We start from the raw sequence: 24,542 nt of genomic DNA, 5'->3' as shown, positions 1-24,542 counted from the left end.
CCCAAGGGAAGAGAATGGAATTACCTGCGAGTTCTTCCTTTTTAAAAAGGCAATAAAAAGAACCTAGTGATGGGAATAAGCACCCTACACTAGGTTTCAAAATTTTAAATAACGTTTAATACCTTGAAAATCTGCTGACATTTAAAAGAATACCAATCGCGATTAACATGAGGGTTAAAGAAGATCCTCCATAGCTTAGAAATGGAAGGGTAATCCCTGTTACAGGCATTAGTCCTGTTACAACTCCGATGTTAATCATAACTTGAATCGCAACCATAGAAATAATTCCAACCGCTACAAAACTACCAAACAAATCTTGTGCGCCTAGAGCGATTCTTATTCCTCTCCAAAGCAAGAGGGCGAATAATAATAAAATCAGCGAGCCACCAATAAATCCTAATTCTTCTGATAGAATCGCAAAAATGAAGTCTGTTTGTGGCTCCGGCAGGTAGAAAAACTTTTGCCGACTCTCCCCAAGACCTAAACCAAATAATCCACCTGGACCAATTGCATACAAGGACTGAATGATTTGAAACCCGCTTCCTAATGGATCAGACCAAGGATCAAGGAAGGAAGTAATCCTTTTAATCCGGTAAGGAGCACTCGCAACCAATCCTACAAACCCTGCAACACCAATAAGACCTAATATCACAAAGTGACGAATTCTAGCACCAGCAATAAAAATCATGACAATACTTGTACCAACCATAACCGTACCAGTACCTAAATCTGGCTGAAGCATTATCATTCCAAACGCCAGGAATACTAGCCCTAATGAAGGGAGCAAGCCTTTTTTAAATGAAGTAATATGCTTTTGATTTTCTGACAGAAACTTCCCCAGGAAAATAATCATTGCTATTTTCATAAATTCAGAGGGCTGAATAGAAAATGCACCGACTCCAATCCAGCTTTGTGAACCATTCCGAACTAAACCAACACCAGGAATTAAAACGACTATAAGCAATACAAAACAAACAATAATAATCTGTTTAGCCCAAGAACGCCATATCCAGTAATCAAGATTCATTATAAATAGCATTGCTGCAATTCCGACGCCAGCAAAAAGCATCTGTCTTTTGGCAAAGAAGAAAGAATCACCTAAATTTCGTTCGGCCATTACCGCGCTAGCACTATACACCATGATTAACCCTATTGCCAGTAACGTAAATGTGAGAATCATTAGAATTATATCTGGAGTCGTTTTTTTTGATGGCACCATTAACACCTCGAATTGCAAGATTTGGGCTTGAAGAAAAGAAAAGCGCGTGGTATCCAAATTTCATGTGTTCTCGAAATCGATTCAAAAAAAGAAAGCTCTGTAAATTAACGGTTGAGAAGTAGCAAAAAGTTCAAAAGTCATTTCATTCCCGCATGGCATAAAATAAACTTTCTCGTTTTCTCTACTACCCTTGTTATCATTTACAGAGCTTACTTCAGGTAAGAACGTTTTATCCTGTTAGATCATTGATGTGTTTGTTCATACAAATCAAATTTTTTCTTTCAACGCCTACTTACAGACAAGCCCTTATTAAAGCATATGCACCGCATTAATAAAAATGTCTCCTCTGACCTCAAAAGTTTTGTATTGATCCCAGCTTGCACATGCTGGGGAAAGGAGAATTACATCTCCACTTTCTGATAAGTCATAAGCAACAGGTACTGCTTTGTCCACATTATCGACGCGTTTAATTGTTTTTATTCCTGCAAGTCTACCTGCCTTCTCCACTTTTTCAGCAGTTTGTCCAAAAGTAATCATGGCCTTCACATTTTTAAGCGATGGAATTAGTTCATCAAATTCATTTCCTCGATCCAAGCCACCTGCCAGTAAAATAACTGGCTCATTAAAGGCTGCAAGGGCATTTTGTGTTGCTAAAATATTGGTTGCTTTCGAGTCATTATAAAATTTTCGCCCATGTAATTCTTTAATAAATTGCAGACGATGTTTAACCCCTTTAAATGTACTTAGTACTTCAAAAATACTTTCATTTGACACTCCAGAAAGCTTAGCCGCAGCAACGGACGAAAGGATATTTTCTAAATTTAAGGCACTTAAGTATGTAATATCAGAAAGTTTCATTATTTTTTCCTCATTAAAATAGATGACATTATCTTTCACATATGCACCAAACTCTAATTCCCGTTTTGCAGAAAAAGGAATAATTGTCGCATTACTGTTTTTCGCGATATTCATTACTACCTCTTGCTCCACATTTGCAATTAAATAGTCATTTGCATCCTGATTCTTCGTGATATTCCCTTTTGCCTTTGCATATTCGTCTTTTGTTCCATGATAATCCAAATGCGCCTCATAAATATTCGTAATGATTGCAATATGTGGCTTGAATTTCTCAATACCCATTAATTGAAAAGATGATAATTCGATAACAATTTTATTATCTTCCTCTGCAACTTGAGCCACATTCGAAGCAACTGTACCAATATTTCCGGCAATGAGTGGCTTTTTCTTATCTGCTTCTAACATATCAAATAATAATGTCGTTGTTGTCGTTTTCCCATTTGATCCAGTGATGGCAAAAAACGGAGCTTCAGAAACTCTGTATGCAAGCTCTACCTCTGTAATAACGGGAATATCGCGTTCTATTGCCCCTTTAATCATTGGATTAAAATAAGGAATCCCTGGATTTTTTACAATAAGCTGGAATCCTTCTTCTAATAATTCAATGGGGTGGCTACCGCATATTACTGTTATCCCTTGCTCCAATAATCCTTGCGCCTCCGGATTCTCATCTAAAGGTTTACTATCATTTACTGTTACGAAGGCACCTAAATTATGTAGTAATTGAGCTGCGCTTACTCCACTTTTGGCAAGACCTAATACAAGTATTTTTTTATGATGATAATCGTTAATCTGTTTCATTATAACCACACCTCAATATAAATTCCTAAAGCGGCAAATAATAATCCAACCGTCCAAAATGTGACAACTACTCTCCATTCTGACCATCCAACCAATTCATAATGATGATGCAGTGGACTCATTCGGAAAATTCTTCTTCCTGTTGATTTAAAGGAAATAACTTGAAGAATAACGGAAAGCGTTTCGATAACAAATACTCCACCAATTAGTATCAGTAGAATCTCTAGTTTTGTCAAAATTGCAATGGCAGCAATCGCGCCACCTAGTGCAAGAGAACCTGTATCTCCCATAAATACTTTAGCTGGATGGGCATTAAAAACTAAGAATCCTAATACTGCTCCAACAATCGCTACAGAAAAAATACTAATTTCAAACTGAGATTGGCTCCAAGCAAGAACAGCAAATGCACCAAAAGCAACAGCAGATGTACCGGAAACTAAACCGTCCAAGCCATCTGTTAAATTAACAGCATTTGAAAATCCAACTAACCAGAAAATAATAAACAATGCATAAAACCAGCCTAATTCCAATGGTTTATCAACAAATGGAATCGAAATAGCGGTCGAGAATTCATTTTCACGTAATACAAAGTAAAAAATAAGGGAAATGATAATCTGACCTAGCAGCTTTTGTCGAGATGTCAATCCTAAGTTACGCTTCATCACTACTTTTATAAAGTCATCTAAAAACCCTAATAAACCAAAACCAACTAAAACTAATAATAATAAATATGTCTTAATTGTTGGCTCTGAGAATTTATTAATCATTACTAAAGTTGTTACAACAATAGAAAAGATAATCATTAACCCACCCATTGTTGGTGTTCCCGTTTTTTTCTGATGGGATTTCGGTCCTTCTTCCCTAATGCTTTGTCCGAATTTCAATCTTCGCAAGAAGGGAATAAAAAAGGGAGAAATCAATACGGTTATTAAAAAGCCTAAAAGAATCGTAAAAAAGATTACTTTCTCCTGCATTTTAGTTCCCTCCTTTCATTTGCGTGCTCGTTTTTAATACATGCTCTCTAATTACCGGTATATCATATGATTCCATCATGGAATGCAGACTGTTTTCTTTCAAAAAAATAAATTTTGTTGTACTTTCTTGTGTTTGCAATTGTTTCTCATAAATTTCAATCATTTTTAATATGCCTTCCTTTAAATCTTTTGTATAAAAAATAGGGAAATGATTAGGTGTATAAGATGGGAGATCCACCCCTTCTTCCCAAATCGCTCCTATTGCTCCATTCGCTATTGCAATGCTCAAATCACCAGAATTCTCCTCATAAAAAGGAATAAATAGCCCTTTCGACTGCTTCGTGTCTGCTATAAATGTCACGGTTTGAAAAAGTAAATCTTCCTTCACAAACCCTTTTGCTTTCGGTATTGCCTGAAGGATTACATTATAGGACAGTGTCATTTTTTCTCTCTCCTATCGCTTCTTTTGCAACTAAACGGTCATCAAAATCTAACACATCAGAACCAATAATTTGATATGTTTCATGTCCCTTTCCTGCAATTAAGATAACATCGCCATGCTGTGCTTGATTTACCGCTAAAGTAATAGCCTCTTTTCGATCAGGAATTATCGTATAATTTTGTTCTTCCTCCACTCCTGCTTCCATATCTTTTAATATGGCAATTGGATCTTCACTCCTAGGATTATCAGAAGTAAGAATAGCATAGCTCGCTTCCTGACAAGCAATTTTTGCCATTAAAGGGCGTTTTGTTTTGTCTCTGTCTCCCCCACAGCCTACAATGACATAAACTTTATTCTCGGCAAATTCCTTCACCGTCTGCAGGGCATTTTGTAAACTATCAGGTGTATGGGAATAATCAACAATCACTGAAAAGTCTTGCCCAGCATTCACCGTTTCAAATCTTCCTGCAACTCCTTCTACCTTTTCTAACGCTTTAATTGTTACTTCTAATGGAATATTGCTTGCAATCGCTGCACCAATGCTTGCTAACGAATTATACACATTGAATTTGCCAACCATTTTCAGTTGGACATATTGCGTTCCAAGCGGAGTATGTAAATCAAACGATGTACCAGCAGCTGTTATTTTTATATTTTTCGCCATAATATCCGCATCTTTATCAATTCCATATGTAAGTATATGAGCAGCTGTAATGGTTTCATACTCGTTCGCTGCTGCATCATCTTTATTTAGGATAGCAAACTTCGGCTTTTCCCCTTGAAAGGCATTTCCTAATCTTGTAAACAACAGCCCTTTTGCTTTTTTATATTCCTCCATCGTACCATGATAATCTAAATGATCCTGACTTAGATTTGTAAATACAGCAATATCATAATCACAGCCAAATACTCTGCCTTCTACAAGGGCATGTGAAGATACTTCCATTACAGCTGTATCCACTTTTTGTTCCACCATTTGATGGAACACCTTCTGAAGTGTCACTGCTTCTGGAGTAGTATTTTTTGTTTCTTGAATTTCCTCACCGATTTTTGTATACATGGTACCGATGATTCCTGTTTTTTTATGCGCCTCTTTTAAAATAGCATCTATTAAATGGCTCGTTGTCGTCTTTCCATTTGTTCCTGTTATCCCAATAAGCTTGAGCTTTTGTGTTGGATTTTGATAAAACACATCTGCAAGCACACTACTAGCCCTTTTGGTATCTTTTACTACGATAACTGGAATAGGCAAGGGCAGTTTTCTTTCAGCAATGACAGCGACTGCGCCAGATTCATATGCATTCTGGGCAAAATCATGTCCATCGACTGTATATCCTTTTATACAAATAAAAAGACTGCCTTCTGTTACTTTGCGATTATCATTCTCTATTGATTTTATTTCCACATCTTCTCCAACATAAGGAGTGTATGGCTGTAAACTCTCAATAAGTTTTTTTAATTGCATCGCTTTTTGATTCCTCTTTTCTCTAGCTCTATATGTACTCTAAATCACTCATAAATATTAATTATATACTAAATAATGAAGCAACCATATAGATTATACAATTTTCTTAGCGTATTTTATTTTACATGATTAAATAAAAATTATCTATGTTGTACCTTATTGTTGGAGAATTTATATTAGAAGAATAATTTTTTAATGGAGGGTATTTTTATATTTAATTTGCTCTCCCCTTTTCCTTTTAGAAAAAGCGCATAAGGGGGTCTACTTTCATTCCTGTCTGATAAAAAGAGAAGCGGCACGAAAGATACCGGCCGCATTCTATCCAATTAATTAAATTGAAGCAATATGGTTGATCCATCCTTTACTTTTGTACCTGGTTCTGGAGATTGTTTAATAACGGTATCCCCACTACCACTTGAATCAATTTTAAGATTAATAAACAATTCACTAATGTCTTTTTTCGTATAACCAACTAAATCCGGCACTTCGATTAATGGATTTTCCGGATATTTATATATTTTATCAATCTGGTCTTCACGAGGTTCTACGCCAAGGGCTCTTAAACTATCTCCCATAATCGCCCCAACGATTGGCGCTGCAACAGCACTACCAAATTGCACCGTTCCTTTTGGATTATCTACTGCAACATAGACGACTAATTCTGGGTCATCAGCAGGTGCAAAGCCGATAAAGGAAAGGATATAGTTATTTTCTAAATATTTTCCTCCTGATGCTTTTTGGGCAGTTCCTGTTTTCCCGCCAACTCGATATCCTTCCACAAAAGCTTTACCTCCAGAACCTTTTGCAACAACGTTTTCTAATGCTCTTCTCACTTCTTTTGACGTTTCCTCTGAAATAACCTTTCTTTTTGCAACAGGCTCTTTCTCCATAATGACGTCCCCTGTAGCTGGATCAATTAACTCCTTTGCTACATATGGAGTATACAAAGTTCCGCCATTAATTGCTGCTGATAACGCTGTTACTTGCTGAATTGGCGTTACAGCAACCCCTTGCCCAAACGCTGTAGTTGCTTGCTCAACTGGCCCTACCCTATCCATGTTAAACAAGATTCCTTTTGACTCTCCTTGTAAATCAATGCCCGTTTTCTGTCCGAATCCAAAATCGCGAATATATTGAAAAAGTGTATCTTTTCCAAGACGTTCCCCTAATTCCACAAAGCCAGGGTTACAGGAATTTTGAACGACTTCTAAGAATGTTTGCGAACCGTGACCACCTCGCTTCCAGCATTTCAACTTCGCTCCACCAACTTCTGCGTAGCCTTTATCATAAAAAGTATCCTTGTCTAAATCTACTTTTCCTTCTTCAAGTGCAGCTGCCAGTGTAATAATCTTGAATGTGGATCCTGGTTCATACGAACTCCAAATAGGTAAATTTCGATTATAGACAGTAGAATCTACATTTTGGAAGTCTGCAGGGTCAAATCCAGGACGACTAGACATCGCCAATACCTCTCCAGTTTTCGGATTCATAGCAAGTGCAATTATCGATTCAGGAGAATACGTTTGCTCAGCAATATCCAATTCCCTTTCTACAATCGTTTGGATCCTTGTATCAATTGTAAGCACTAAATCATTTCCATTGACTGGTGCCTCATAAGCATCCGCCATATCATTCATTCTTTGTCCTTTTGCATCAGAGTAATATTGAACAGATCCTTTTTTTCCCTTTAACTCATCATCATATTCTAGTTCCAAACCAATTAGCCCCTGATTATCAATACCCGCAAACCCCAACACATGGGATAAGTAATTTCCGAACGGGTATGATCGCTTGGAATCCTCTCCAATATAGACACCATCTATATCAAGCGCTCGAACTTTTTTCGCTTTTTCATGCGTAATTTTCCTTCCTTCTTTTAAACGAACACTCATCTCCTTTTGAATAATCTGCTTATAGACAGATTCCTTATCCGCTTCCAATACTGCCGCAAGCTTATCCGCTGTGCCCGCTGGATCTTTAATTTGGCGTGGTACTATATAAACCGTTGGCGCACTGACATTTGTTGCAAGCGCTATTCCATTGCGATCCAAAATTTCTCCCCGCTGTGGCTCAAAAGCAATTTGTCGACTCCATAAATTTTTCGCTTTCGTTGTAAGCTCGTCCCCCAGAAAAAATTGAACATAAGCTAATCTTGCATCAATAATAAGAAAAATTATTATCCCAGCAACTAATGCTATCAATAATCGTTTCCGAACGGTTACGTTTGAAACCCGCATACAGATGGAACCCCTTTTATACTAGCTCGATTAAAATATATGCTTGTACGAAAAGGAATAGAACGTAGAGTATTTGTTGGGGGATAGGGGTGTTGAGTGGGGTGGGGATGTTTTAGGATATCTTGACTTAATTAGGGGTTTGCTTTTTTGATGAACGCTGGTTTCTTTTGCGCTTCTAGGAATTTTGGTTTTCATTTCATTGATGAACGCTACTTTCTCTTGCGCTTTCGGGAATTTTGGTTTTCATCCCCCTAATGAACACCACTTCTCACATCTTCTTTGAATAACGGTTTTCACACCTTTTATAAAGAATCCTTCACTCATAATACGCCCATTGATGCACTCCAATAAGTGTATATTGCTTATCTAATATTCTCTTAATTCTTCGCATCTCTCCTGAAATCAGGCACCATTCATACATTTCTTTTGTCGTTATCTTTCTTTCTGGAAAAAGCAGCTTAAACTCTTCTACACTTCGTAAAACCGCTTCCTCCAAGCTTTCTGTATTTCCACATGCATCACATTTTATGATCGATCGTTCTGTTGAAACGGTCAATGAGTTACATTTATCACAAAGGATTCCTTTCTTAAGTTCATCAAAATTATAACTTGGAAGTCTTCGGTAAGGTGATTCGTCCATATGGAGAGCAATCAGCTTTCCGCTAAGTCAATATGCTGTTTATTTACTTTTGTTATATTTTTTTCTAATGATTTAATGTAACGATTTAATGGAGTAGGGTAAAGACAAGGCAAATAAAAAGGAGCTTGATGTAAGGTGAATTCGGGGTTTACAAATACAACATGAGGTATAATTGGAATGGACTAGCCAAGCTGATGAATTAGTTGTCTTAAGGAAGACTCTGTTCGTTTTAATTGAGTAATAGGATTTTTCATTTCCATTTTATTACAACGCTTATAGAATCGATCCTTTTCATAGTAAAAATCTCCTTCATAGTTCTTAATTTCATAGAGATGAAGTGCTTCTCCTTCGATCAGTATAGTATCAACTTGAAATGTTGTTTGGTTCGATTGCAGTAATAAATCATTTAATATAACATAATCTTCCGTGAATTTTCCGAGTAATGTATCAAATTTTCGCTCTCCTTCCCAGCCTTTTATTTGATTAGTGTATTTCCGCTTCCTTTCCTCTGATAATTCCATCCCGCTATTCAATGATTTTAACATAGCTAATTCTGGCGGTTTCTGTCTCTGCTTGTACAAATTTTATCCCTCCTGTTATTCTTTAGAGTGTAAAAACAACTCTTGTTTTTTAGTATACTATACCTTTTCCTACTCTACTAAAAAAAGCCCCACCACATCCCAAAAAATGTAGTGAAGCTTCCTCTCTTATTCCGGTTCCTTTAACTTAACCGTTAACGTATCATTTTCTTTTACCTTTGAACCTGCCTTTATGCTTTGGGAAGATACGTACCCGCTTCCTGAGCTTTCCAGCTTTAATTTATTTAGGTCTGCTACTTTTAAAACATCTCGTAAAGACCAGCCCTTCATATTAGGGACTGTTTCATTACCATTTGTTTTTAAGATTACCTTTTCCCCTTTTAGATAGGTTTCGCCTTTATCAGGAAGCTGTCCTTCAACTGTTTTACCTTCTCCGATAATAATAGCATTTAGGCCTTTATCTTTCAGGACTTTCTTTGCTTCTTCTGCAGTCATTCCACTTAAATTTGGAATTTCAATCGGATCAGAAACTTTTTCTTCCGTTGGAACAATATCCATATATTGAAGACTACTCTTCATAACAGAAGTAAAAATTTCTGCAACAGGCTCAGAACCCACTTCTGTATCTTTAAGTTCTGGCTGCTGTACAGCTACATACATAATCAATTCTGGATCATCTTTCGGAGCCATTCCTAAAAAGGAAAAAATATAATTTTCCTTGCCAGTTAGATAACCGCCACCGCTTTTAGGAATTTGTGCCGTTCCAGTTTTACCAGCAACAGAATATCCATCAATATCGAATTTTTTGTATCCTGTTCCCTTAGGACTAGTTATTACCGTTTCAAGAATATCACGCACCTCTTTTGCCGTTTCAGCAGAAATAGGAGTTCCCGTCACTTCTGTCTTGCCTTTTTTAATAATCTCGCCTGTATTTGGATCTTTGATTTGCTCGATTACGTACGGCCTCACCATTTTCCCATCGTTAGCAACAGCAGTGGCTGCTTGAATTTGTTGAATCGGTGTTAATGCTGTTCCTTGCCCAAAAGCCGTCGTGATTTTTTCAATTGGCCAGTTAAAAACAATGGAACTATTCGCTTCTCTTGGTAAATCAATACCTGTCGGCTGATCTAAACCAAATTTCGTCAAATATTCCCTAAACGTATCAAACCCTATTTTTTCTTTAGCAAGTTTTGCGAAGGCTACATTGGAAGATCGTTGAACCCCTTCCAAATAAGAAATAGGGCCCCAACCAACACCACCATTATGATCGCCAATTCCCTCATATCTACCTGACTTGTATTCTTCATTAGGTTTAAATACTCCTTCTTCCACAGCAGCTGCCAAAGTAAATATTTTCATTGTAGAACCTGGTTCATAATTGGTTTCAATTGCTTCATTATGCCAAGAATCTGTAATTCCATCCCTTGTTTCAGGATCAAAAGATGGTCTTTGACTCATCGCTAAAATTTCTCCTGTTTTCGGATTAGCTACAATTGCAATCATTTTTGCAGGATTATATTGATCATCCACTTTATTCATTGTATCTTCTAAAAAGGATTGAATTTTCTTATCAAGGGTCAAATAAACATCATCCCCATTTTTTGCAGGCTCAATTTTGTCCTTACTGTTTGGTAAAATATATCCCCAAATATCTTTGCTATACTCCATGCTGCCATCCGTACCTGTTAACAAATTGTTTAGACTTTCTTCAATGCCAAGCCTACCGGTTTCTTTGCCATCTGATTCTTCTAAATAGCCAATTACATGGGAAGCAAAAATCCCATTCGGATAAAATCGTTTTTTGCCTTCAACGATTTGTATGCCAGGGAGGTTCAAATCTTCAATTTTCTTTTTGGTTTCATAGGAGAGGTCTTTACCAGCATTCCCAAATTCCACTTGCTTGGCGTCCTCTTTTGTTAAAATTCTATAAATCTCTGATTCTTCTAAATCAATATATTTAGCTAGCTCTCTAGCCGTCTTTTCTGGATTATCCACATGAACCTTTTTGTCTAAATTCTTACTTAATGAGGCGTCTGTTACAGCCACTAGCTTATATGAAACAGCATCTTCTGCAATCACTTCGCCATTACGGTCTAAAATACTGCCTCTTGATGCTTCTAACACACGAGATGTATTATGTTTTTTTTCTGCTTGAGCAGCTAGCTCAACTCCTGATACTTCTCCTGTTGCCTGAATATAAACAAAGCGAATAACTAAAACAAAAAAGAGCAGACAAAATAAAATAAATAGGATGGCTGCTCCAAAATTAATATTAGGCTGCTTTCGAATCATTGCTTAATGCACAACCTTTACATTATCTTTACTAAAATCAAGTCCTAATTTACTAGCTACTTCGCGTAAACGCTCAAAGCTGCTTAATTCCTTTACTTGTGTGTCTAATTCCTTATTGGACTTTTCAATAGAATTAATGGAGCTTTGTGTCACTTGAATTTCTTTATTCACTTGATAAATTTCACTTTGATTGCTGACAATTTTCACACCGCCAAAACAAATAATCGCTATAAAGGCAATTCCTAAAACTTTCTCTCCAGGAGATAATAATGATTTTGTTTGTTTAATGACCTTTTTAACCGACTGTTTTTCCTCTTGATGCTGATACTGATCCTGTTGAATTTTTCTAGCTAAATTACTCATTTAATTACCTCCTGCATACATGGATTATTGTTTTTCAGCAACACGTAATTTTGCTGATCTCGCTCTGTTATTAAATTCCAATTCTTCCTCTGATGGAGTAATTGGCTTTCTCGTAATTAATTTCAATTCTGGTTTAAATTCATCTGGAATAATTGGAAGTCCTGGCGGCAATGGCGGCAGGTCGCTCGCTTTTTTAAATGTCGACTTACAGATTCTGTCTTCAAGGGAATGAAAAGTGATAACACTAATTCTTCCGCCTGGATTTAATAACTTCATTGCTTGCTCTAACGATGATTCAAATACACCTAGTTCATCATTAACCGCAATCCGTATTGCTTGAAATACTCTTTTTGCAGGATGTCCACCTTTTCTTCTTGCAGGTGCTGGAATTGCCTCTTTTATTAATTCAACCAGCTCTCCTGTCGTTTCGATTGGCTTACTTTCTCTTGCTGCCTCAATTTTTCTTGCAATTTGCTTAGAGAATTTCTCCTCGCCATAACGAAAGAATATTTTAACTAACGATTCATACGACCATGAATTAACGACATCATATGCAGTAACATCTGCTTCATTATCCATGCGCATATCAAGTGGCGCATCATGATGATAGCTGAACCCACGCTCAGGAGTATCCAATTGAGGAGAAGAAACACCTAGATCATATAGAACGCCATCAACATGGGTAATTCCTAAATGATGAATCTCTTCTTCCAAATAGCGAAAATTACTTTTGACAATTGTTAACCTGTCCTTGTAAGGAGCTAATTTCTCTTCTGCATTTTTTATAGCTACTTCATCTTGATCGAACGCTATTAATCTTCCACTCCCTGATAATCTCGAAAGAATTAACTCGCTATGCCCAGCTCCACCTAATGTACAATCTACATAGATTCCATCCGGCTTAATGTTAAGGGCATCGACCGCTTCATTGAGTAAAACTGTTGTATGATTAAACATGAATCCACACCTGTCTATAAATTTTCTTGTAAGTAATAATTAGTATGTACATGATGATAAAAATTAAATATCGAATCCAATCATATTCTCTGCAATTTCTCCAAAAGAATCCTCTGATTCTGAAAAATAATTTCCCCACTCTTGTTTGTCCCATATTTCAATACGATTAGAAACACCTAAAATAACACATTCCTTCTCTAACTGTGCATATTGAAACAGGGGCGTTGCAATATTTATGCGTCCTTGTTTGTCAATTTCGCATTCTGTTGCTCCGGAAAAGAAAAAACGGGTAAATGCTCTAGCATCTTTTTTCGTTAATGGTAATTGCTTGAGCTTTTCTTCTATAATCTCCCATTCGCTAAGGGGGTAACCAAAAAGGCATCGATCGAGGCCACGGGTTAGGATAAAGGTTTCACCTAAGTTATCTCTGAATTTAGCAGGCACAATAATACGTCCTTTTGCATCGACATTATGATGATATTCCCCCATAAACATACCCTTGTCCCCCACTTTCTAACCTCAATGTACCACAATCCCCCACTTTCCTCCACTATTAAATTTAATTCTAGCTATTTTGTTTATTTCCTGCAACAAAATTAATAATTTTGAAAAGACCGACAAAGCTTATTTCTACTGTTAAGAGTACATAAAAAGCTTGGCTAGAAAAAATTCTAACCAAGCTTTTTTGTATTTATCTACATTTTATTATTCTTAATCCATGGAGGCTTTATAGAAAAGGATCATTTACTTCCATAATGCTTCCTCTTCATTAGATAATTCCATTAGAAAAGGAAGTAGAACCATTACGATGATAAAGTAAGCAAGATAAATTCCAATTATTTGGTATGCTGAAATATTAAATAAACGGAGGAAAATAAGAAAGAGAGATAAAAAGGATACAACAACAGTTTTCTTCCGTGCTTTTTTAGAATAATACTGTTTTTGGCCACATTGAGGACAGTCTATAGCGGGATTTAAAGTAAACATCTTTTTAAAGGTTTGTTTCCAGCTCCAATCTTTGCCGCATTTTTGACAAGTTGGCATTTAATTATCACTCCTTTTTCATTCATTTTCATCATAATAAAAATAGTATACCAATCCTTCTACTATTTGGCATACTATTTTCTCTTGTTTATTTAGGCTGTTTTCGTAAAGTTTGTTGCGATTACCCGCAGCCGGAATACACTTCGCTTTCCGTGTGGCGAAGCTTAAGCCTCCTCAGCTTCGCCTCCGGGGTCTCAGACTGTCTCGCTAATCCCACAGGAGTCTTCGTGTATTCCGGCTGCTAATTGTTTCCAACTAATTCTTTTTCCTATTGAAAAAACAACAATCCTTTAGAAAACAGCCTTTATATAAAAGGAAAAACTGCATTATAATTTAATTACTTTATGGGTTCCATCAAAATCCATCGGTAATTTCATGACATCTTCAAGAAAATCAAGACCATACTTGTTTAAGAAATAAGTAATGTTCCAGACTCTCTCTTGAGGAGAACCTTCTGGTTTTAAATTTTGCTCAATGCGGCTAAACTTATTTACAATGACTTCATGCTTTAATTTAACCGAATCATTCACTTTATTCTGTAGAAACTCGATTTGACTCCTTAAAAAGTCTTCATTTTTCTCCATAAGTGGGAGTAAACCTTTATACTCGGATGTCATTTCCTGTTCAAGCAAATCGTATTTGGTTTCAATAACACCTTTTAACTCATTCAGTAATTGAGCTATCTTTTCATTTGAAACAGACTGTAAAAATTGCTCACACTTTTCTGATGTTCCATTTATCAGAATATCCTTCATCGATAATTCTAATTCTGTGATATCAGCTTCTACACTTCTCTCTAATAAAGTAATATTTAGACGAGGTACGATAGGTGGCATTTTGATCCCTAAATGCTCAAACGCTCCTTTAAGTTCCGCCCAATAAGCTATCTCTCCTGGTCCGCCTATAAACGCTAGTGTTGGAAAGAGAAGATCTTGTGTTATTGGCCTGGTAACGACATTATTGCTTAGCTTCTGAGGAAATTCACTTGCCATTTCCCTTAATTCCTCGAATGTAAAAGATACGGTTTTATCTTTTCCGATAAAACGTCCTTCTGCTTTATCGTATTGCAATAATATTCTTTCTTGCTCCCCCTCATCATAATAAAACAAGTTAGCTGGATTTTCCGCCATTTCAATAACAAGAGAATAACCGCTATCCTGCACTAGTTTTTGCTGTTCTGAAACGGCATCCGCCAACTTGTGAAATTCATTGATTTGCTTTAGAAAAATTTCTTTCTCTAGCTTACGAATTTCTTTATCACCAGAATCAACCAAAAGTAGGCCGTAATCTTTAAATAAACTCATTGTCATATAGCTAAAAAAGTCAACAATTGTCTTGGATTCGTGAACAGCTGACTGTAAAAGCTGCAATAACGGCTTAGAATGCTCTGTTTCCCCATACGATTCCACCACTGTTTCCAGCCAGTCTATACAGACCTGTTTTTCTAGTGCTATATCGGAAGCCATTCTTTTATCCAATACTCTTTGCGGAAATACAACCTTTTTCATTTTTTCCTTATCAGGTGTATAAATATGATTAATTTCCAAGTAATCATGATCCTCTCCCGCTACCCAGAAAACAGGTACAACTGGAATGCCCAATTCTTTTTCTTTCTGTTGAGCTAAAAGAATAATGCTGATAACCTTATGAATGGAATATAACGGACCTGTTAAGACACCTGCCTGTTGCCCACCAATCACAACGACACTATTTTCCTGTCTCAATTTAGCAATTGATTGCCTCACTTTTTCACTTTGAGGAAAATTTTCCATATACACTTCAATATAGTTAGCAAGATCATTTCTCATAAAAGATCTTGTTTCCAACTCTTTCAATCTTTCCTCATAGCAACCGTTGTCAAGATAAGAATAATGAAAAAATTCCTTTGTGCTATTTTTTTGTTCTAAATAATCTGTTACAAACTTATTTGCCACAGGCAAAGAGAGATTTATCATCTCCATCTATGTACTTCCTTTCTCCAATTCGAGTTTTCCCTTTTATGTATTTTTCCCTTTATAATAAAGACTCTTTCATTAGTGGGAGCCCTGCCACAAGTTTTCCCTAGGCTACTTACTCTCTAAAAACATCTATTCATCCCTTTTATTTCGTTACATAGAAAAGTATAGCATCCCTTTTAAATAAAAGAAAAAAAGTTGCTTATGCACTTTTTTCTAGCTGGTATTTTTGCTAATTACAGCTTGCTTCTAGCATCTACTAGTTAATTGCCCCCTATACATTTCAAGAAGGTCTTTGCTTAGAGGTTTTTGGAGATTCTCCAATGCTACACTATCTATAACTTTAAACCGTTCCCATTGCCTTTAGGATAGAAAGTACAAGGCCATAAATGACTAACACAACATACAAGGTGAAAAAGCATAGAAATGTTACACGCCAAATTCCTTTAAACACTTTTTTATACTCAATTTCCTCTTTCCATTTCCAATGAATAATAACAAATAACATTCCAATCAACAAAATAAAAATCACGATATATAATAATAGAGATGTATTCCAAATAGACCGAATAAGAAAATGCACGGAAAGGATAAAAAAGAAGGTGCTAATATCTAGTGCTAGATGTACTGAAAACCGCTGTTTTTTTGTCAACGACTTGCTTATGACAAATACAATAAACAACGTAAAGATTGGAAATACAACGAGAAAACTAATGAGCTGTGAAGTTAAATTAAGCATTTAAACACTCCTCTCTTCCTCGTTCTTTTCCTTTAATCATTAAATAAACAGTTGCAGCAATAGGCGAAGAGATTTTTTTCCTTTTCGCTTTTTCTACTATGTATCCTAAAATAGCGTCTATTTCTGTTGGTCTCCCAGCCTCTATATCCTTTAGCATGGAAGATTTATTCAAAGCAGTATTACGAATAACCTCTATACAATAATCTCGATAAAGTATTCTATTTTCTTTCGTTATCGATAAAATTTCCAACACTTCTTCTAAAAATAAACTCATTACTTGATAATAATAAGCATTTTGCAATAATTGGCCATTTTTGACCTGCAATATACTTGTTAAACTATTTACAACGCTATTTACCACTAATTTTTTTTGCATCATTGTCACATAATCGGGTTCATTGATGAATGGAAAAGCTTGATTATTTTCTGTTGTTAGGGAGAGTAAAATCTCTGCCACCTTTCCTTTGACACAAGCTAGTTTAATAGCTCCTATCCCCGTGTGAACAACTGTTTGCTCATCATCCTTCATTGCACCGTGCTCTACTATGCCAATCATTAAATTGGGAATATTAGATTCCAAAATCGTCTCTATGTGACTCATTCCGTTTTGTAGAAAGCACATTGCTTTTATGCGACTCCCAAGCATCTCCATTTTTTCATAAATTGGTGCTAATTGATATTGCTTTACTGTTACAATTGTAAGGTCTTCTGCCCCATCCCACTCTGCAAAATAACGAACTTCCACCGTGCGAGACTGCTTATCCTCATTCACTTTATAATAAATACCTTTGTTCTTAATCAACTCATATTGCTTTGGGGACCGAACGTATAAAGTTACATCATGCTTTTCCTTTAACTGGTATGCACATAATAAGCCAATTGCACCAGCTCCTATAATTCCAATTTTCATCCGAAGCTCCTTTACCGTTTCAATTATTGTTAGTTCTATCTTAACATTTTCTGAAAAGTTTGTTAGTACGAAAAGCATAGGAAAAGGAAAAAATTTATCAAAAAAACTTTTGATTTTTTTATATAGAGAATAGAATAAGGTGAGAAATGGTTAGAATAATAAATTTGTAGAAGAGGAATAGAACGGTGAGATGTGATTAATTCTGTTTTTGCTAAAATCAGAAAATTTCAAAATATAGTTAAAGCAGGAGTCGAGCGAATACCTTTCGGAAACTATAGGCTCCCTCCTGCGTAAAACCAATTTATTTCTTGCTTATTTGAATTTTAAAAACTTTGGAGTAATTATACTTTGGGTAATTTATCTTCATCTTTAAACACGACCATTTGTCTTGCTTTTTCCATGAGCTCCACTAATGCCTTATAGGCACCTTCCATGGAGTCTAATTCACTTTGTAACTCTTCATTTTCTTTCTTCAATATAGTCAGTTTTTCTTCTAGTTCCTTCGTTTTCACTTTTACGGTGGATGAATCTATATTTTCTTGCTCCCACTTACTCGCTTTATCATATAAGTCTTTTAAATACAAAAGCATCTCATCAAATTGGTTTTGAACTGGGATGGGAGAAGCGGAAGGGCTGACGATCACTTCGTCTGTAGAATATTCCTCTGTTCCAGTTGACTTTTTTAATTGCTTTCTTTGTTTCTTGGCAAGCTCAATACCTGATTTATATTGTTTGCGTACATATGAATTCCACCGAAACCCACATGCTGCACTTGTTCTTGATAATAGCTTTCCCACTTCTTCAAACGCTTGAAGTTGTGTACCGCCTTCTCTAATATGACGAAGAACGATTTCTGCTAGCAGAATATCTTCATCCTTTGACCAAGCATCTTGTCTTGTTGTTGTCATCAGTAAACCCTCCTAGTGTTTTTTATTCATACATATGCATCTACTAGAAAAGATAGACTGATTATTCCTCATTGAAAAAAGAAAATTGACAGAATGCTTTTTAGGAATAGATAAACCTTTATAAAATCTACACACTTTAAAGATAGCGGATCACTGAAATAATTCGTTCTCTGAAATCACTTTAATGCCATTTCTTCTTAACATAGCTGTGGTAACACCCACCCCGTCCTTTTTTGTTCCATCAAAACAGCCTGTGTAAATAAAACTACTTCCACAAGAAGGACTATTTTCTTTTAAGACTACCATTTCTGCGTTCAAACTTTTAATAAATTCTAATGTTTTATAAGCTCCATCCATATACATTTGGGTAACATTATTTCCTGTACAATCCTGTACAACCGCTTTACCATCGAGAACATCATAACCATCCCCACCAATTATCTCTGCAGGTTCTCTTGGTGTAGAGAATCCACCCATTAACTCTGGACAAACCGTTCTTACCTTATTATCAGTTAAAAGCTTTTCTATCGTATCATCTAAACAATCGGTTCCATTATACCGAACTTTCAATCCTGCTAAACAAGAACTAACGACAATCATATGTCCTCTCCTTATCTTAGTAGTATTTACTCCTATTATTGTACAGGTATATTGTCTTTTTCTATTTATTCTACTCTCTCTATTTTAACGCATCTGTTTTTATAAAAGTAGCCATATATGGAAAAAAGCACAAGAACCTAAGTTCTTGTGCTTTTAATCAAACAAAAAAGATATTAGTTGCTTACAACTTCTTTCCCTTTGTATGTTCCGCAAGCGCTGCATACACGGTGAGCAAGTTTCATTTCACCACAGTTAGGGCATTCTACCATACCAGGCACTTGTAATTTAAAATGTGTACGACGTTTTCTCTTTGCAGTTTTAGATGTTCTTCTAAAAGGTACAGCCATTCGTCCCACCTCCTTAAAGAGTATTAAGAAAGTAATGAGAAAAGATAATTCCAATCTCACGTTTTTCTTTTGCATAATTAAGTATGAGTTTAATTACTCATTTTCAAAAAACTTAGCAAGCCCAGCAAGACGAGGATCTACTTTCTTTTCCTGTAAATCTTGCTCTTGGATAACTTCCCAATCATTACCTGATTGAGGAGCACCTTCTTCTTTAGTATCTTCACAGAAGACTTGCATCGGTACCTCAAGTAAAAGTATTTCAGCAATAATTGGCTTTAAGTCAATTACATCCCCTTTTACTTGATGAACTTCCTCTTCGTCTGTTTCATATTCTGAAACTTTTAATAGGAAGGTTTCTGTTGTTTCAACATTAATTGGATAATCCACGTCTACTAAAGTACGAGAGCAAGGTAGCACGAGAGACCCTTTTATATTTAAATGAAAAGTCACTTTCGTTGAATCAATATCTGTACGTCCTGTTATATGAATAGGAGATACTCTTCTTATGGTTGGATCTGTTTCTTTGATCTCATCCATATTTATTGTTTCATCAATTGGCAATCCCTTACTTCGAAATTTTTGTAACTGGCTTAACGTCCATTTCATATATATCACCCCAAGGCAACAAAGGTAATTATAGCTTTCATATAATTATTTGTCAATATTTTTTCTTTACAGTAAATAATAAGCAATAAGTGAGTTAATCCCTTATTATTCGATTTCTTTTTTATTCTACCCATATTCAACAGAATTGCAACCAACAGTTCAATAGAAAGATTCTTTTTCTTCTATATTTACTTTTTATTTATGCACCAAAATGGAACCCCTTTTTCAAACTAACAAAATTTCGTTTCCACCTAAAAGTACCTAAATGAGATTGTATTAGTAATCCTACCCTTTTCTTCTCCCAAAAAACAAATGAATGTTAGTAGTTTATAAACACCCTTCTCCCATAAAAAATAATAAAATGGTTGTTATTCCCTCATGTTTCTCTTTTACAACCAATATTTTTAGGATAAACTTTTACTAGTAAAAACATTGGAGCTAATGTTTTAAATGAATAATAATTAGGGAGAGTGTAATGAAAGCTGTTGGTATTGTTGTAGAATATAATCCATTTCATAATGGACATTTGTATCATATCCAAAAGGCAAAGGAACAAACAGATGCAGATATCGTAGTTGCTGTAATGAGTGGTCCATTTTTACAGCGAGGGGAGCCTGCCCTTGTATCAAAATGGTGCCGTGCGAAAATGGCACTGGAAAATGGAGTTGATCTCATAGTCGAGCTTCCCTACTCTTTTGCTACACAGCATGCAGCTGTGTTTGCTAAAGGTGCTGTAGATATTCTCCAAGGATTAGAATGTGATTATTTATGCTTTGGAAGTGAGTCTGGGGATATAAACGAGTTCTCTCATACTTTCATCCAGTTACAAAGAAAACAGGACGAAGAAGATTTACTCGTGAAAAAATTTTTAAAAAATGGGTCGAGCTATCCAAAAGCCAAATCATTAGCAATGCAAGAATTAACATGTAGGGAAAACGATAGGGGACTAAATCTTAGTTTGCCTAATAATATATTGGGCTATGAATACTACAAAGCCGTACATACTAATCATTATCCTATGGAGGTTTGCACAGTTGCCCGAATGAATGCAGACTACCATGATAAAATATTTACATCTGACTCGATAGCAAGTGCAACAAGTATCAGGCAAGCACTATTAAAGGAAGAAGGTTCCTTAAAAACAATTGAGCCCTACCTCCCGCTTGCAAGTCTTAATCTACTTCGAAAGTATAAAGAAACCTATTTATCTTACCACACTTGGGAGAATTACTGGAGTTACTTAAAATTCCGGCTATTGCAAACAACCGCCAAAGAGCTGGCCACTATTTACGAAATGGAGGAAGGGTTAGAATATCGGTTCCTTAAATATGTGAAAGAAGCTTCATCTTTTCAAGCGTATATCCGCTTACTAAAAACAAAGAGATATACTTGGACAAGACTGCAAAGAATCTGTGTACATATTTTAACAAATACAAAAAAAGAAGAAATGGCTGTCCATTCACAGCCTTCCTATATTCGTTTACTAGGTACAACTGCAAATGGTCGGTACTATTTAAAAGAAAAGAAGAAGCAGTTCGCACTGGACATTATTAGTAAACTTTCTTCTTTTGATAAAGATAAAATCGCACTGGACATTCGCGCCTCCCAAATTTACGCTCTAGGCGCACAAGCAACAGCTCAAGAGCAGTTACTAAATATGGAATACTTACAGCATCCCATTATAAAGTAACCTCCTGTTGCTTCAATTAGGGATTTGTATTTTCCGAAAAAAAAACCGGGTGCTTTTGCCAATGCGCGCGGTTTTTTCCTATTTATTTCTTCTCATTTGTTCTTCTTTTCTTGATTTCCTTTTTAATTACATCGATATACTTTCTTGTTTCTGTTTCTCCTATTGCGATTATTTTCTCTAAATCAGTAAATGCTTTACTATTAAACATTTCTACTGGCGGTTTAATCATCACATCACTTGCAACTTCTCGCGATTCCACTAATTCCATCTGCATAATATCCAATGAACGCATAATTACATCATAAATATTTGAAATCTCAGCATTTACATTTACCTTTGCTACATCTACCGCAATAATGATATCCGCTCCCATCTCTTTTAAAACCGAAACAGGGACACGGTCAATTACTCCTCCATCAACAAGTAAACGCCCATCCATTTTCTCTGGAACAAATATGCCAGGAATAGATATACTTGCACGCACTGCATTAGCAATTGATCCTTTCCTAAAAACGACCTTTTCCCCTGTTAATAAGTCAGCAGCAACAACAGCAACAGGAATATCCAATTCCTCTAATTTTTTTCCGTAGGTGAATAAATGGATTAATTCCTTTACTCTATTCCCAGCAATAAAGCCCATTTTGGGGACAGTAAAATCTAAATAGTATTTCCGCTTAAAAAACTTCGATAATGTATATAGTCGCTGTATATCAGATCCTGCTCCATATAAGCAGCCCACAATTGCTCCTATGCTGCTACCGGCAATATAATCTATTGGAATATTCTCTTCTCTTAATACTTTGATTACCCCAATATGTGCAAATCCTCTCGCTCCACCTGAGCCTAGCGCTAACCCTATTTTTGGGCGTTCCATATCGTCTCACCTATTCTCTCTAAATTCAATCTACCTTAATCTTATGGTCTTTTTTTTCAGGTTATGAGTATATTGATTGGTAGAGGGATATTCTTTAGGCTAATTGTGTACAAGTATTGCTTCTACACGTTAAGGTTTTAAACCAGCCTTCCTTACATAGATGAGAATAAAAACCTACTATTATTATTTGAAGGGGGAGCAATATAATTTGTTACGCTCAAAATTTAAGACAGTCGCACTTGCATTATCCGCGTCTCTATTAGCTCTTGCCCTGATTTCTTTTCCTGGGGTAGCAGTTGACGCGTCAAAAAATGGACTGAATACTTGGTGGACGATTGTTTTTCCTTCACTTCTTCCTTTCCTTATCTTATCTGAAATTTTAATAGGTTTTGGTGTCGTTCGTTTTATTGGTGTTTTATTAGAGCCCATTATGCGACCGCTCTTTAAAGTTCCAGGAGTAGGCGGATTCGTTTGGGCCATGGGGATGGTATCCGGCTTTCCAACTGGAGCAAAATTAACAGCACGAATGCGTGAGGAAAAACAATTAACTAGAACGGAAGCGGAAAGGCTTGTTTCTTTCTCTAACGCTTCTAATCCAATGTTTATCATCGGCGCTGTTTCTGCCTCTTTTTTTCATAGTCCTAAACTTGGTCTCCTGCTTGCTTTCTCACATTACTTAGCCAATTTTACCGTTGGACTATTTATGAGATTTCACGGAAAAGATACAGAAAAGACAACAAAAGAGCCAAAAGAAAAAGCCTCCTTAAAAAGGGCGCTGCGAGAACTGCATCATACTCGTCTAAAAGACAAGCGCCCACTTGGAAAACTAATGGGAGATGCGGTAACCTCCTCGATTCAATCTTTATTAATGGTTGGTGGCTTTATCATTCTCTTTTCCGTTATTAATCGTTTATTATTTCACTTACATATTACTTCCTTTTTTGCAAAATTATTAGAATCTTTATTCCAGCTGTTTACTTTTTCAGGTGACTTAACGATACCCTTTATCGCCGGCATATTTGAAATTACATTAGGAAGTAAATTAACGAGTGATGTGGAAACATCTACCCTTATGCACCAAGCCATTTTAACGAGCTGTATCCTTGGATTTAGCGGATTAAGTGTACAAGCGCAAGTAGCAAGTATTCTCGCTCAGACAGATATTCGCTTTAAGCCTTTTTTCTTAGCGAGAATTATGCAAGCAATCTTTTCTGGCATCTACACTTTTATCGCATGGGACTTCTTTTACAAGACATTCTTGTCAAAAGATACACCAACAATTGCAATCCCAGGGATAAATAGGGAAGAAGTCTTCTTTCAGCAAATATTTGAAAATATAAGTACATGGGGGCCAATTGTAACAATTATTTCCTTAACAATCTATTGTTTTATTTTAGTAAAAAGATTAAGACCAAGAGGAGAATTATAAGACAATCTGGAGGAAAACTTCAAGACTCACATCGTTCACTGGGTGCCTAGAGATAAATTCAAACAAAAACTTCCTTAATTATAAATAAGACATCTTGCCACTATTTTGGCAAGATGTCCTTTTTTTGCTTGCTATAAAAAGAATTCCACTTTTTGAAAAACTTATTTTCCATCATAATGAAATTTTGCTCTTAATGCATCATTCACAATCTTAGGAACAAGCTCTGAAATGTCACCATCATATTTGCTTACTTCTTTCACTATGCTAGAGCTTAGGAAAGAGTATTGGTTATTTGTCATGATAAAAAATGTCTCGATATCGTCTGATAGTACACGGTTCATCGACGTAATCTGCATTTCATATTCAAAGTCTGATACTGCTCGTAATCCTCTAATAATTGCATTTGCATTTACGCTTTTTGCATAATCAATTAGAAGCCCTTCATAAGATGATACAGAGATATTCTGAATATCCTTCGTTACCTCTCTTATTAGCTCCAATCTTTCATCCACCGAAAAAAAAGGTTTTTTGGCAGAATTATTTAATACACATATGTATACATGATCGAATACTTTAGCAGCCCTTTTAATTATATCAATATGACCATAAGTAATCGGATCAAAACTACCTGGGCAAACTGCTACACTAGCCAT

24 protein-coding genes are annotated in these 24,542 nt (G+C 36.0%); 2 read left to right on the top strand and 22 right to left on the bottom strand.

Going from position 1 to position 24,542, the window contains the following annotated elements; translation table 11 throughout:
* Positions 1-115: 115 nt before the first annotated feature.
* From spoVE to ACWNMZ_RS11185, 20 genes are all read right to left on the bottom strand, one after another.
* Complete coding sequence (spoVE, locus tag ACWNMZ_RS11280; RefSeq protein ID WP_031534299.1) at positions 116-1,216, bottom strand: stage V sporulation protein E; 1,101 nt, start codon at positions 1,214-1,216, stop codon at positions 116-118.
* Between the two features lie 312 nt (positions 1,217-1,528).
* Positions 1,529-2,878 carry a UDP-N-acetylmuramoyl-L-alanine--D-glutamate ligase gene (murD, locus tag ACWNMZ_RS11275; RefSeq protein WP_251627349.1) on the bottom strand — a complete coding sequence of 450 codons (1,350 nt, stop codon included), beginning with the start codon at positions 2,876-2,878 and terminating at the stop codon, positions 1,529-1,531.
* The gene (gene mraY / locus ACWNMZ_RS11270) at positions 2,878-3,852 is read right to left on the bottom strand and encodes a phospho-N-acetylmuramoyl-pentapeptide-transferase (RefSeq protein WP_031534297.1); all 975 of its coding nucleotides are present in this window, start codon (positions 3,850-3,852) and stop codon (positions 2,878-2,880) included. The genes murD and mraY overlap by 1 nt, the downstream gene beginning before the upstream one ends.
* Before the next feature lies 1 nt (position 3,853).
* The gene (locus ACWNMZ_RS11265) at positions 3,854-4,294 is read right to left on the bottom strand and encodes a hypothetical protein (RefSeq protein ID WP_048719127.1); all 441 of its coding nucleotides are present in this window, start codon (positions 4,292-4,294) and stop codon (positions 3,854-3,856) included.
* Positions 4,278-5,759, bottom strand: a complete 1,482-nt coding sequence (locus tag ACWNMZ_RS11260) for a UDP-N-acetylmuramoyl-L-alanyl-D-glutamate--2,6-diaminopimelate ligase (RefSeq protein WP_251627351.1) — start codon at positions 5,757-5,759, stop codon at positions 4,278-4,280. Before ACWNMZ_RS11260 ends, ACWNMZ_RS11265 begins: the two co-directional genes overlap by 17 nt.
* Before the next feature lie 326 nt (positions 5,760-6,085).
* Positions 6,086-7,996 (bottom strand): stage V sporulation protein D, encoded by a 1,911-nt coding sequence (locus ACWNMZ_RS11255; RefSeq protein WP_031534292.1) that lies wholly within the window; start codon positions 7,994-7,996, stop codon positions 6,086-6,088.
* Between the two features lie 316 nt (positions 7,997-8,312).
* The gene (locus tag ACWNMZ_RS11250; RefSeq protein ID WP_235251140.1) at positions 8,313-8,636 is read right to left on the bottom strand and encodes a hypothetical protein; all 324 of its coding nucleotides are present in this window, start codon (positions 8,634-8,636) and stop codon (positions 8,313-8,315) included.
* Between the two features lie 182 nt (positions 8,637-8,818).
* Positions 8,819-9,217 carry a nuclease-related domain-containing protein gene (locus tag ACWNMZ_RS11245; RefSeq protein WP_449598628.1) on the bottom strand — a complete coding sequence of 133 codons (399 nt, stop codon included), beginning with the start codon at positions 9,215-9,217 and terminating at the stop codon, positions 8,819-8,821.
* Between the two features lie 126 nt (positions 9,218-9,343).
* Positions 9,344-11,467, bottom strand: a complete 2,124-nt coding sequence (locus tag ACWNMZ_RS11240) for a penicillin-binding protein (RefSeq protein WP_251627355.1) — start codon at positions 11,465-11,467, stop codon at positions 9,344-9,346.
* Between the two features lie 3 nt (positions 11,468-11,470).
* Positions 11,471-11,830 carry a cell division protein FtsL gene (gene ftsL / locus ACWNMZ_RS11235; RefSeq protein ID WP_235251148.1) on the bottom strand — a complete coding sequence of 120 codons (360 nt, stop codon included), beginning with the start codon at positions 11,828-11,830 and terminating at the stop codon, positions 11,471-11,473.
* A 24-nt stretch (positions 11,831-11,854) separates the two neighbouring features.
* Positions 11,855-12,787 (bottom strand): 16S rRNA (cytosine(1402)-N(4))-methyltransferase RsmH, encoded by a 933-nt coding sequence (rsmH, locus tag ACWNMZ_RS11230; RefSeq protein WP_031534285.1) that lies wholly within the window; start codon positions 12,785-12,787, stop codon positions 11,855-11,857.
* Positions 12,788-12,850: 63 nt separating this feature from the next.
* On the bottom strand, positions 12,851-13,282 hold the full coding sequence (gene mraZ, locus ACWNMZ_RS11225; protein WP_031534283.1) for a division/cell wall cluster transcriptional repressor MraZ: 432 nt from the start codon (positions 13,280-13,282) through the stop codon (positions 12,851-12,853).
* Between the two features lie 249 nt (positions 13,283-13,531).
* Positions 13,532-13,831, bottom strand: coding sequence for a TIGR04104 family putative zinc finger protein (locus ACWNMZ_RS11220; protein WP_031534281.1), 300 nt, complete (start codon positions 13,829-13,831; stop codon positions 13,532-13,534).
* 326 nt (positions 13,832-14,157) lie between these two features.
* Entirely contained in the window at positions 14,158-15,792 is a 1,635-nt protein-coding gene (gene bshC / locus ACWNMZ_RS11215) for a bacillithiol biosynthesis cysteine-adding enzyme BshC (RefSeq protein WP_235251173.1), read from the bottom strand.
* A gap of 337 nt (positions 15,793-16,129) precedes the next feature.
* The gene (locus ACWNMZ_RS11210; protein WP_031534276.1) at positions 16,130-16,525 is read right to left on the bottom strand and encodes a DUF3397 domain-containing protein; all 396 of its coding nucleotides are present in this window, start codon (positions 16,523-16,525) and stop codon (positions 16,130-16,132) included.
* Positions 16,518-17,435 (bottom strand): 2-dehydropantoate 2-reductase, encoded by a 918-nt coding sequence (locus ACWNMZ_RS11205; RefSeq protein WP_031534274.1) that lies wholly within the window; start codon positions 17,433-17,435, stop codon positions 16,518-16,520. Before ACWNMZ_RS11205 ends, ACWNMZ_RS11210 begins: the two co-directional genes overlap by 8 nt.
* 341 nt (positions 17,436-17,776) lie before the next feature.
* Positions 17,777-18,343: an RsfA family transcriptional regulator gene (locus ACWNMZ_RS11200; protein WP_031534273.1), complete on the bottom strand. Its 567-nt coding sequence runs from the start codon at positions 18,341-18,343 to the stop codon at positions 17,777-17,779.
* A 150-nt stretch (positions 18,344-18,493) separates the two neighbouring features.
* Positions 18,494-18,943, bottom strand: coding sequence for a DUF523 domain-containing protein (locus tag ACWNMZ_RS11195; RefSeq protein WP_031534271.1), 450 nt, complete (start codon positions 18,941-18,943; stop codon positions 18,494-18,496).
* A 173-nt stretch (positions 18,944-19,116) separates the two neighbouring features.
* Entirely contained in the window at positions 19,117-19,290 is a 174-nt protein-coding gene (gene rpmF, locus ACWNMZ_RS11190) for a 50S ribosomal protein L32 (protein ID WP_016200993.1), read from the bottom strand.
* Between the two features lie 93 nt (positions 19,291-19,383).
* Positions 19,384-19,896 (bottom strand): YceD family protein, encoded by a 513-nt coding sequence (locus ACWNMZ_RS11185; protein ID WP_031534268.1) that lies wholly within the window; start codon positions 19,894-19,896, stop codon positions 19,384-19,386.
* A 475-nt stretch (positions 19,897-20,371) separates the two neighbouring features.
* Here ACWNMZ_RS11185 and ACWNMZ_RS11180 point away from each other — a divergent pair, with 475 nt between their 5' ends.
* Positions 20,372-21,586 carry a nucleotidyltransferase gene (locus ACWNMZ_RS11180; RefSeq protein ID WP_031534266.1) on the top strand — a complete coding sequence of 405 codons (1,215 nt, stop codon included), beginning with the start codon at positions 20,372-20,374 and terminating at the stop codon, positions 21,584-21,586.
* An 82-nt stretch (positions 21,587-21,668) separates the two neighbouring features.
* On the opposite strand, the gene ACWNMZ_RS11175 is transcribed toward ACWNMZ_RS11180, so the two are convergent.
* Complete coding sequence (locus tag ACWNMZ_RS11175) at positions 21,669-22,460, bottom strand: patatin-like phospholipase family protein (protein WP_031534264.1); 792 nt, start codon at positions 22,458-22,460, stop codon at positions 21,669-21,671.
* 208 nt (positions 22,461-22,668) lie between these two features.
* On the opposite strand from ACWNMZ_RS11175, the gene ylbJ reads away from it, so the two are divergent.
* Complete coding sequence (gene ylbJ / locus ACWNMZ_RS11170; protein WP_031534261.1) at positions 22,669-23,889, top strand: sporulation integral membrane protein YlbJ; 1,221 nt, start codon at positions 22,669-22,671, stop codon at positions 23,887-23,889.
* A gap of 161 nt (positions 23,890-24,050) precedes the next feature.
* Here ylbJ and coaD read toward each other — a convergent pair whose 3' ends face one another.
* Entirely contained in the window at positions 24,051-24,542 is a 492-nt protein-coding gene (coaD, locus tag ACWNMZ_RS11165) for a pantetheine-phosphate adenylyltransferase (RefSeq protein WP_031534259.1), read from the bottom strand.

Source organism: Niallia sp. Marseille-Q9988 (assembly GCF_976954375.1).
Note: the sequence above shows the minus strand (reverse complement) of the source record. Positions and strands in the feature narration are given on the sequence as shown.

What these genes read in the sequence shown, in the direction of transcription:
- rsmH (WP_031534285.1), bottom strand. Translation starts at nt 12,787, where the DNA reads ATGTTTAATCATACAACAGTTTTACTCAATGAAGCGGTCGATGCCCTT.
- ACWNMZ_RS11220 (WP_031534281.1), bottom strand. Translation starts at nt 13,831, where the DNA reads ATGCCAACTTGTCAAAAATGCGGCAAAGATTGGAGCTGGAAACAAACC.
- ACWNMZ_RS11255 (WP_031534292.1), bottom strand. Translation starts at nt 7,996, where the DNA reads ATGCGGGTTTCAAACGTAACCGTTCGGAAACGATTATTGATAGCATTA.
- bshC (WP_235251173.1), bottom strand. Translation starts at nt 15,792, where the DNA reads ATGGAGATGATAAATCTCTCTTTGCCTGTGGCAAATAAGTTTGTAACA.
- ACWNMZ_RS11195 (WP_031534271.1), bottom strand. Translation starts at nt 18,943, where the DNA reads ATGATTGTCGTTAGTTCTTGTTTAGCAGGATTGAAAGTTCGGTATAAT.
- mraZ (WP_031534283.1), bottom strand. Translation starts at nt 13,282, where the DNA reads ATGTTTATGGGGGAATATCATCATAATGTCGATGCAAAAGGACGTATT.
- ACWNMZ_RS11205 (WP_031534274.1), bottom strand. Translation starts at nt 17,435, where the DNA reads ATGAAAATTGGAATTATAGGAGCTGGTGCAATTGGCTTATTATGTGCA.
- ACWNMZ_RS11210 (WP_031534276.1), bottom strand. Translation starts at nt 16,525, where the DNA reads ATGCTTAATTTAACTTCACAGCTCATTAGTTTTCTCGTTGTATTTCCA.
- ACWNMZ_RS11265 (WP_048719127.1), bottom strand. Translation starts at nt 4,294, where the DNA reads ATGACACTGTCCTATAATGTAATCCTTCAGGCAATACCGAAAGCAAAA.
- ACWNMZ_RS11240 (WP_251627355.1), bottom strand. Translation starts at nt 11,467, where the DNA reads ATGATTCGAAAGCAGCCTAATATTAATTTTGGAGCAGCCATCCTATTT.
- ACWNMZ_RS11260 (WP_251627351.1), bottom strand. Translation starts at nt 5,759, where the DNA reads ATGCAATTAAAAAAACTTATTGAGAGTTTACAGCCATACACTCCTTAT.
- ACWNMZ_RS11185 (WP_031534268.1), bottom strand. Translation starts at nt 19,896, where the DNA reads ATGAAATGGACGTTAAGCCAGTTACAAAAATTTCGAAGTAAGGGATTG.
- ACWNMZ_RS11250 (WP_235251140.1), bottom strand. Translation starts at nt 8,636, where the DNA reads ATGGACGAATCACCTTACCGAAGACTTCCAAGTTATAATTTTGATGAA.
- mraY (WP_031534297.1), bottom strand. Translation starts at nt 3,852, where the DNA reads ATGCAGGAGAAAGTAATCTTTTTTACGATTCTTTTAGGCTTTTTAATA.
- rpmF (WP_016200993.1), bottom strand. Translation starts at nt 19,290, where the DNA reads ATGGCTGTACCTTTTAGAAGAACATCTAAAACTGCAAAGAGAAAACGT.
- coaD (WP_031534259.1), bottom strand. Translation starts at nt 24,542, where the DNA reads ATGGCTAGTGTAGCAGTTTGCCCAGGTAGTTTTGATCCGATTACTTAT.
- ftsL (WP_235251148.1), bottom strand. Translation starts at nt 11,830, where the DNA reads ATGAGTAATTTAGCTAGAAAAATTCAACAGGATCAGTATCAGCATCAA.
- murD (WP_251627349.1), bottom strand. Translation starts at nt 2,878, where the DNA reads ATGAAACAGATTAACGATTATCATCATAAAAAAATACTTGTATTAGGT.
- ACWNMZ_RS11175 (WP_031534264.1), bottom strand. Translation starts at nt 22,460, where the DNA reads ATGGAACGCCCAAAAATAGGGTTAGCGCTAGGCTCAGGTGGAGCGAGA.
- ACWNMZ_RS11200 (WP_031534273.1), bottom strand. Translation starts at nt 18,343, where the DNA reads ATGACAACAACAAGACAAGATGCTTGGTCAAAGGATGAAGATATTCTG.
- ACWNMZ_RS11180 (WP_031534266.1), top strand. Translation starts at nt 20,372, where the DNA reads ATGAAAGCTGTTGGTATTGTTGTAGAATATAATCCATTTCATAATGGA.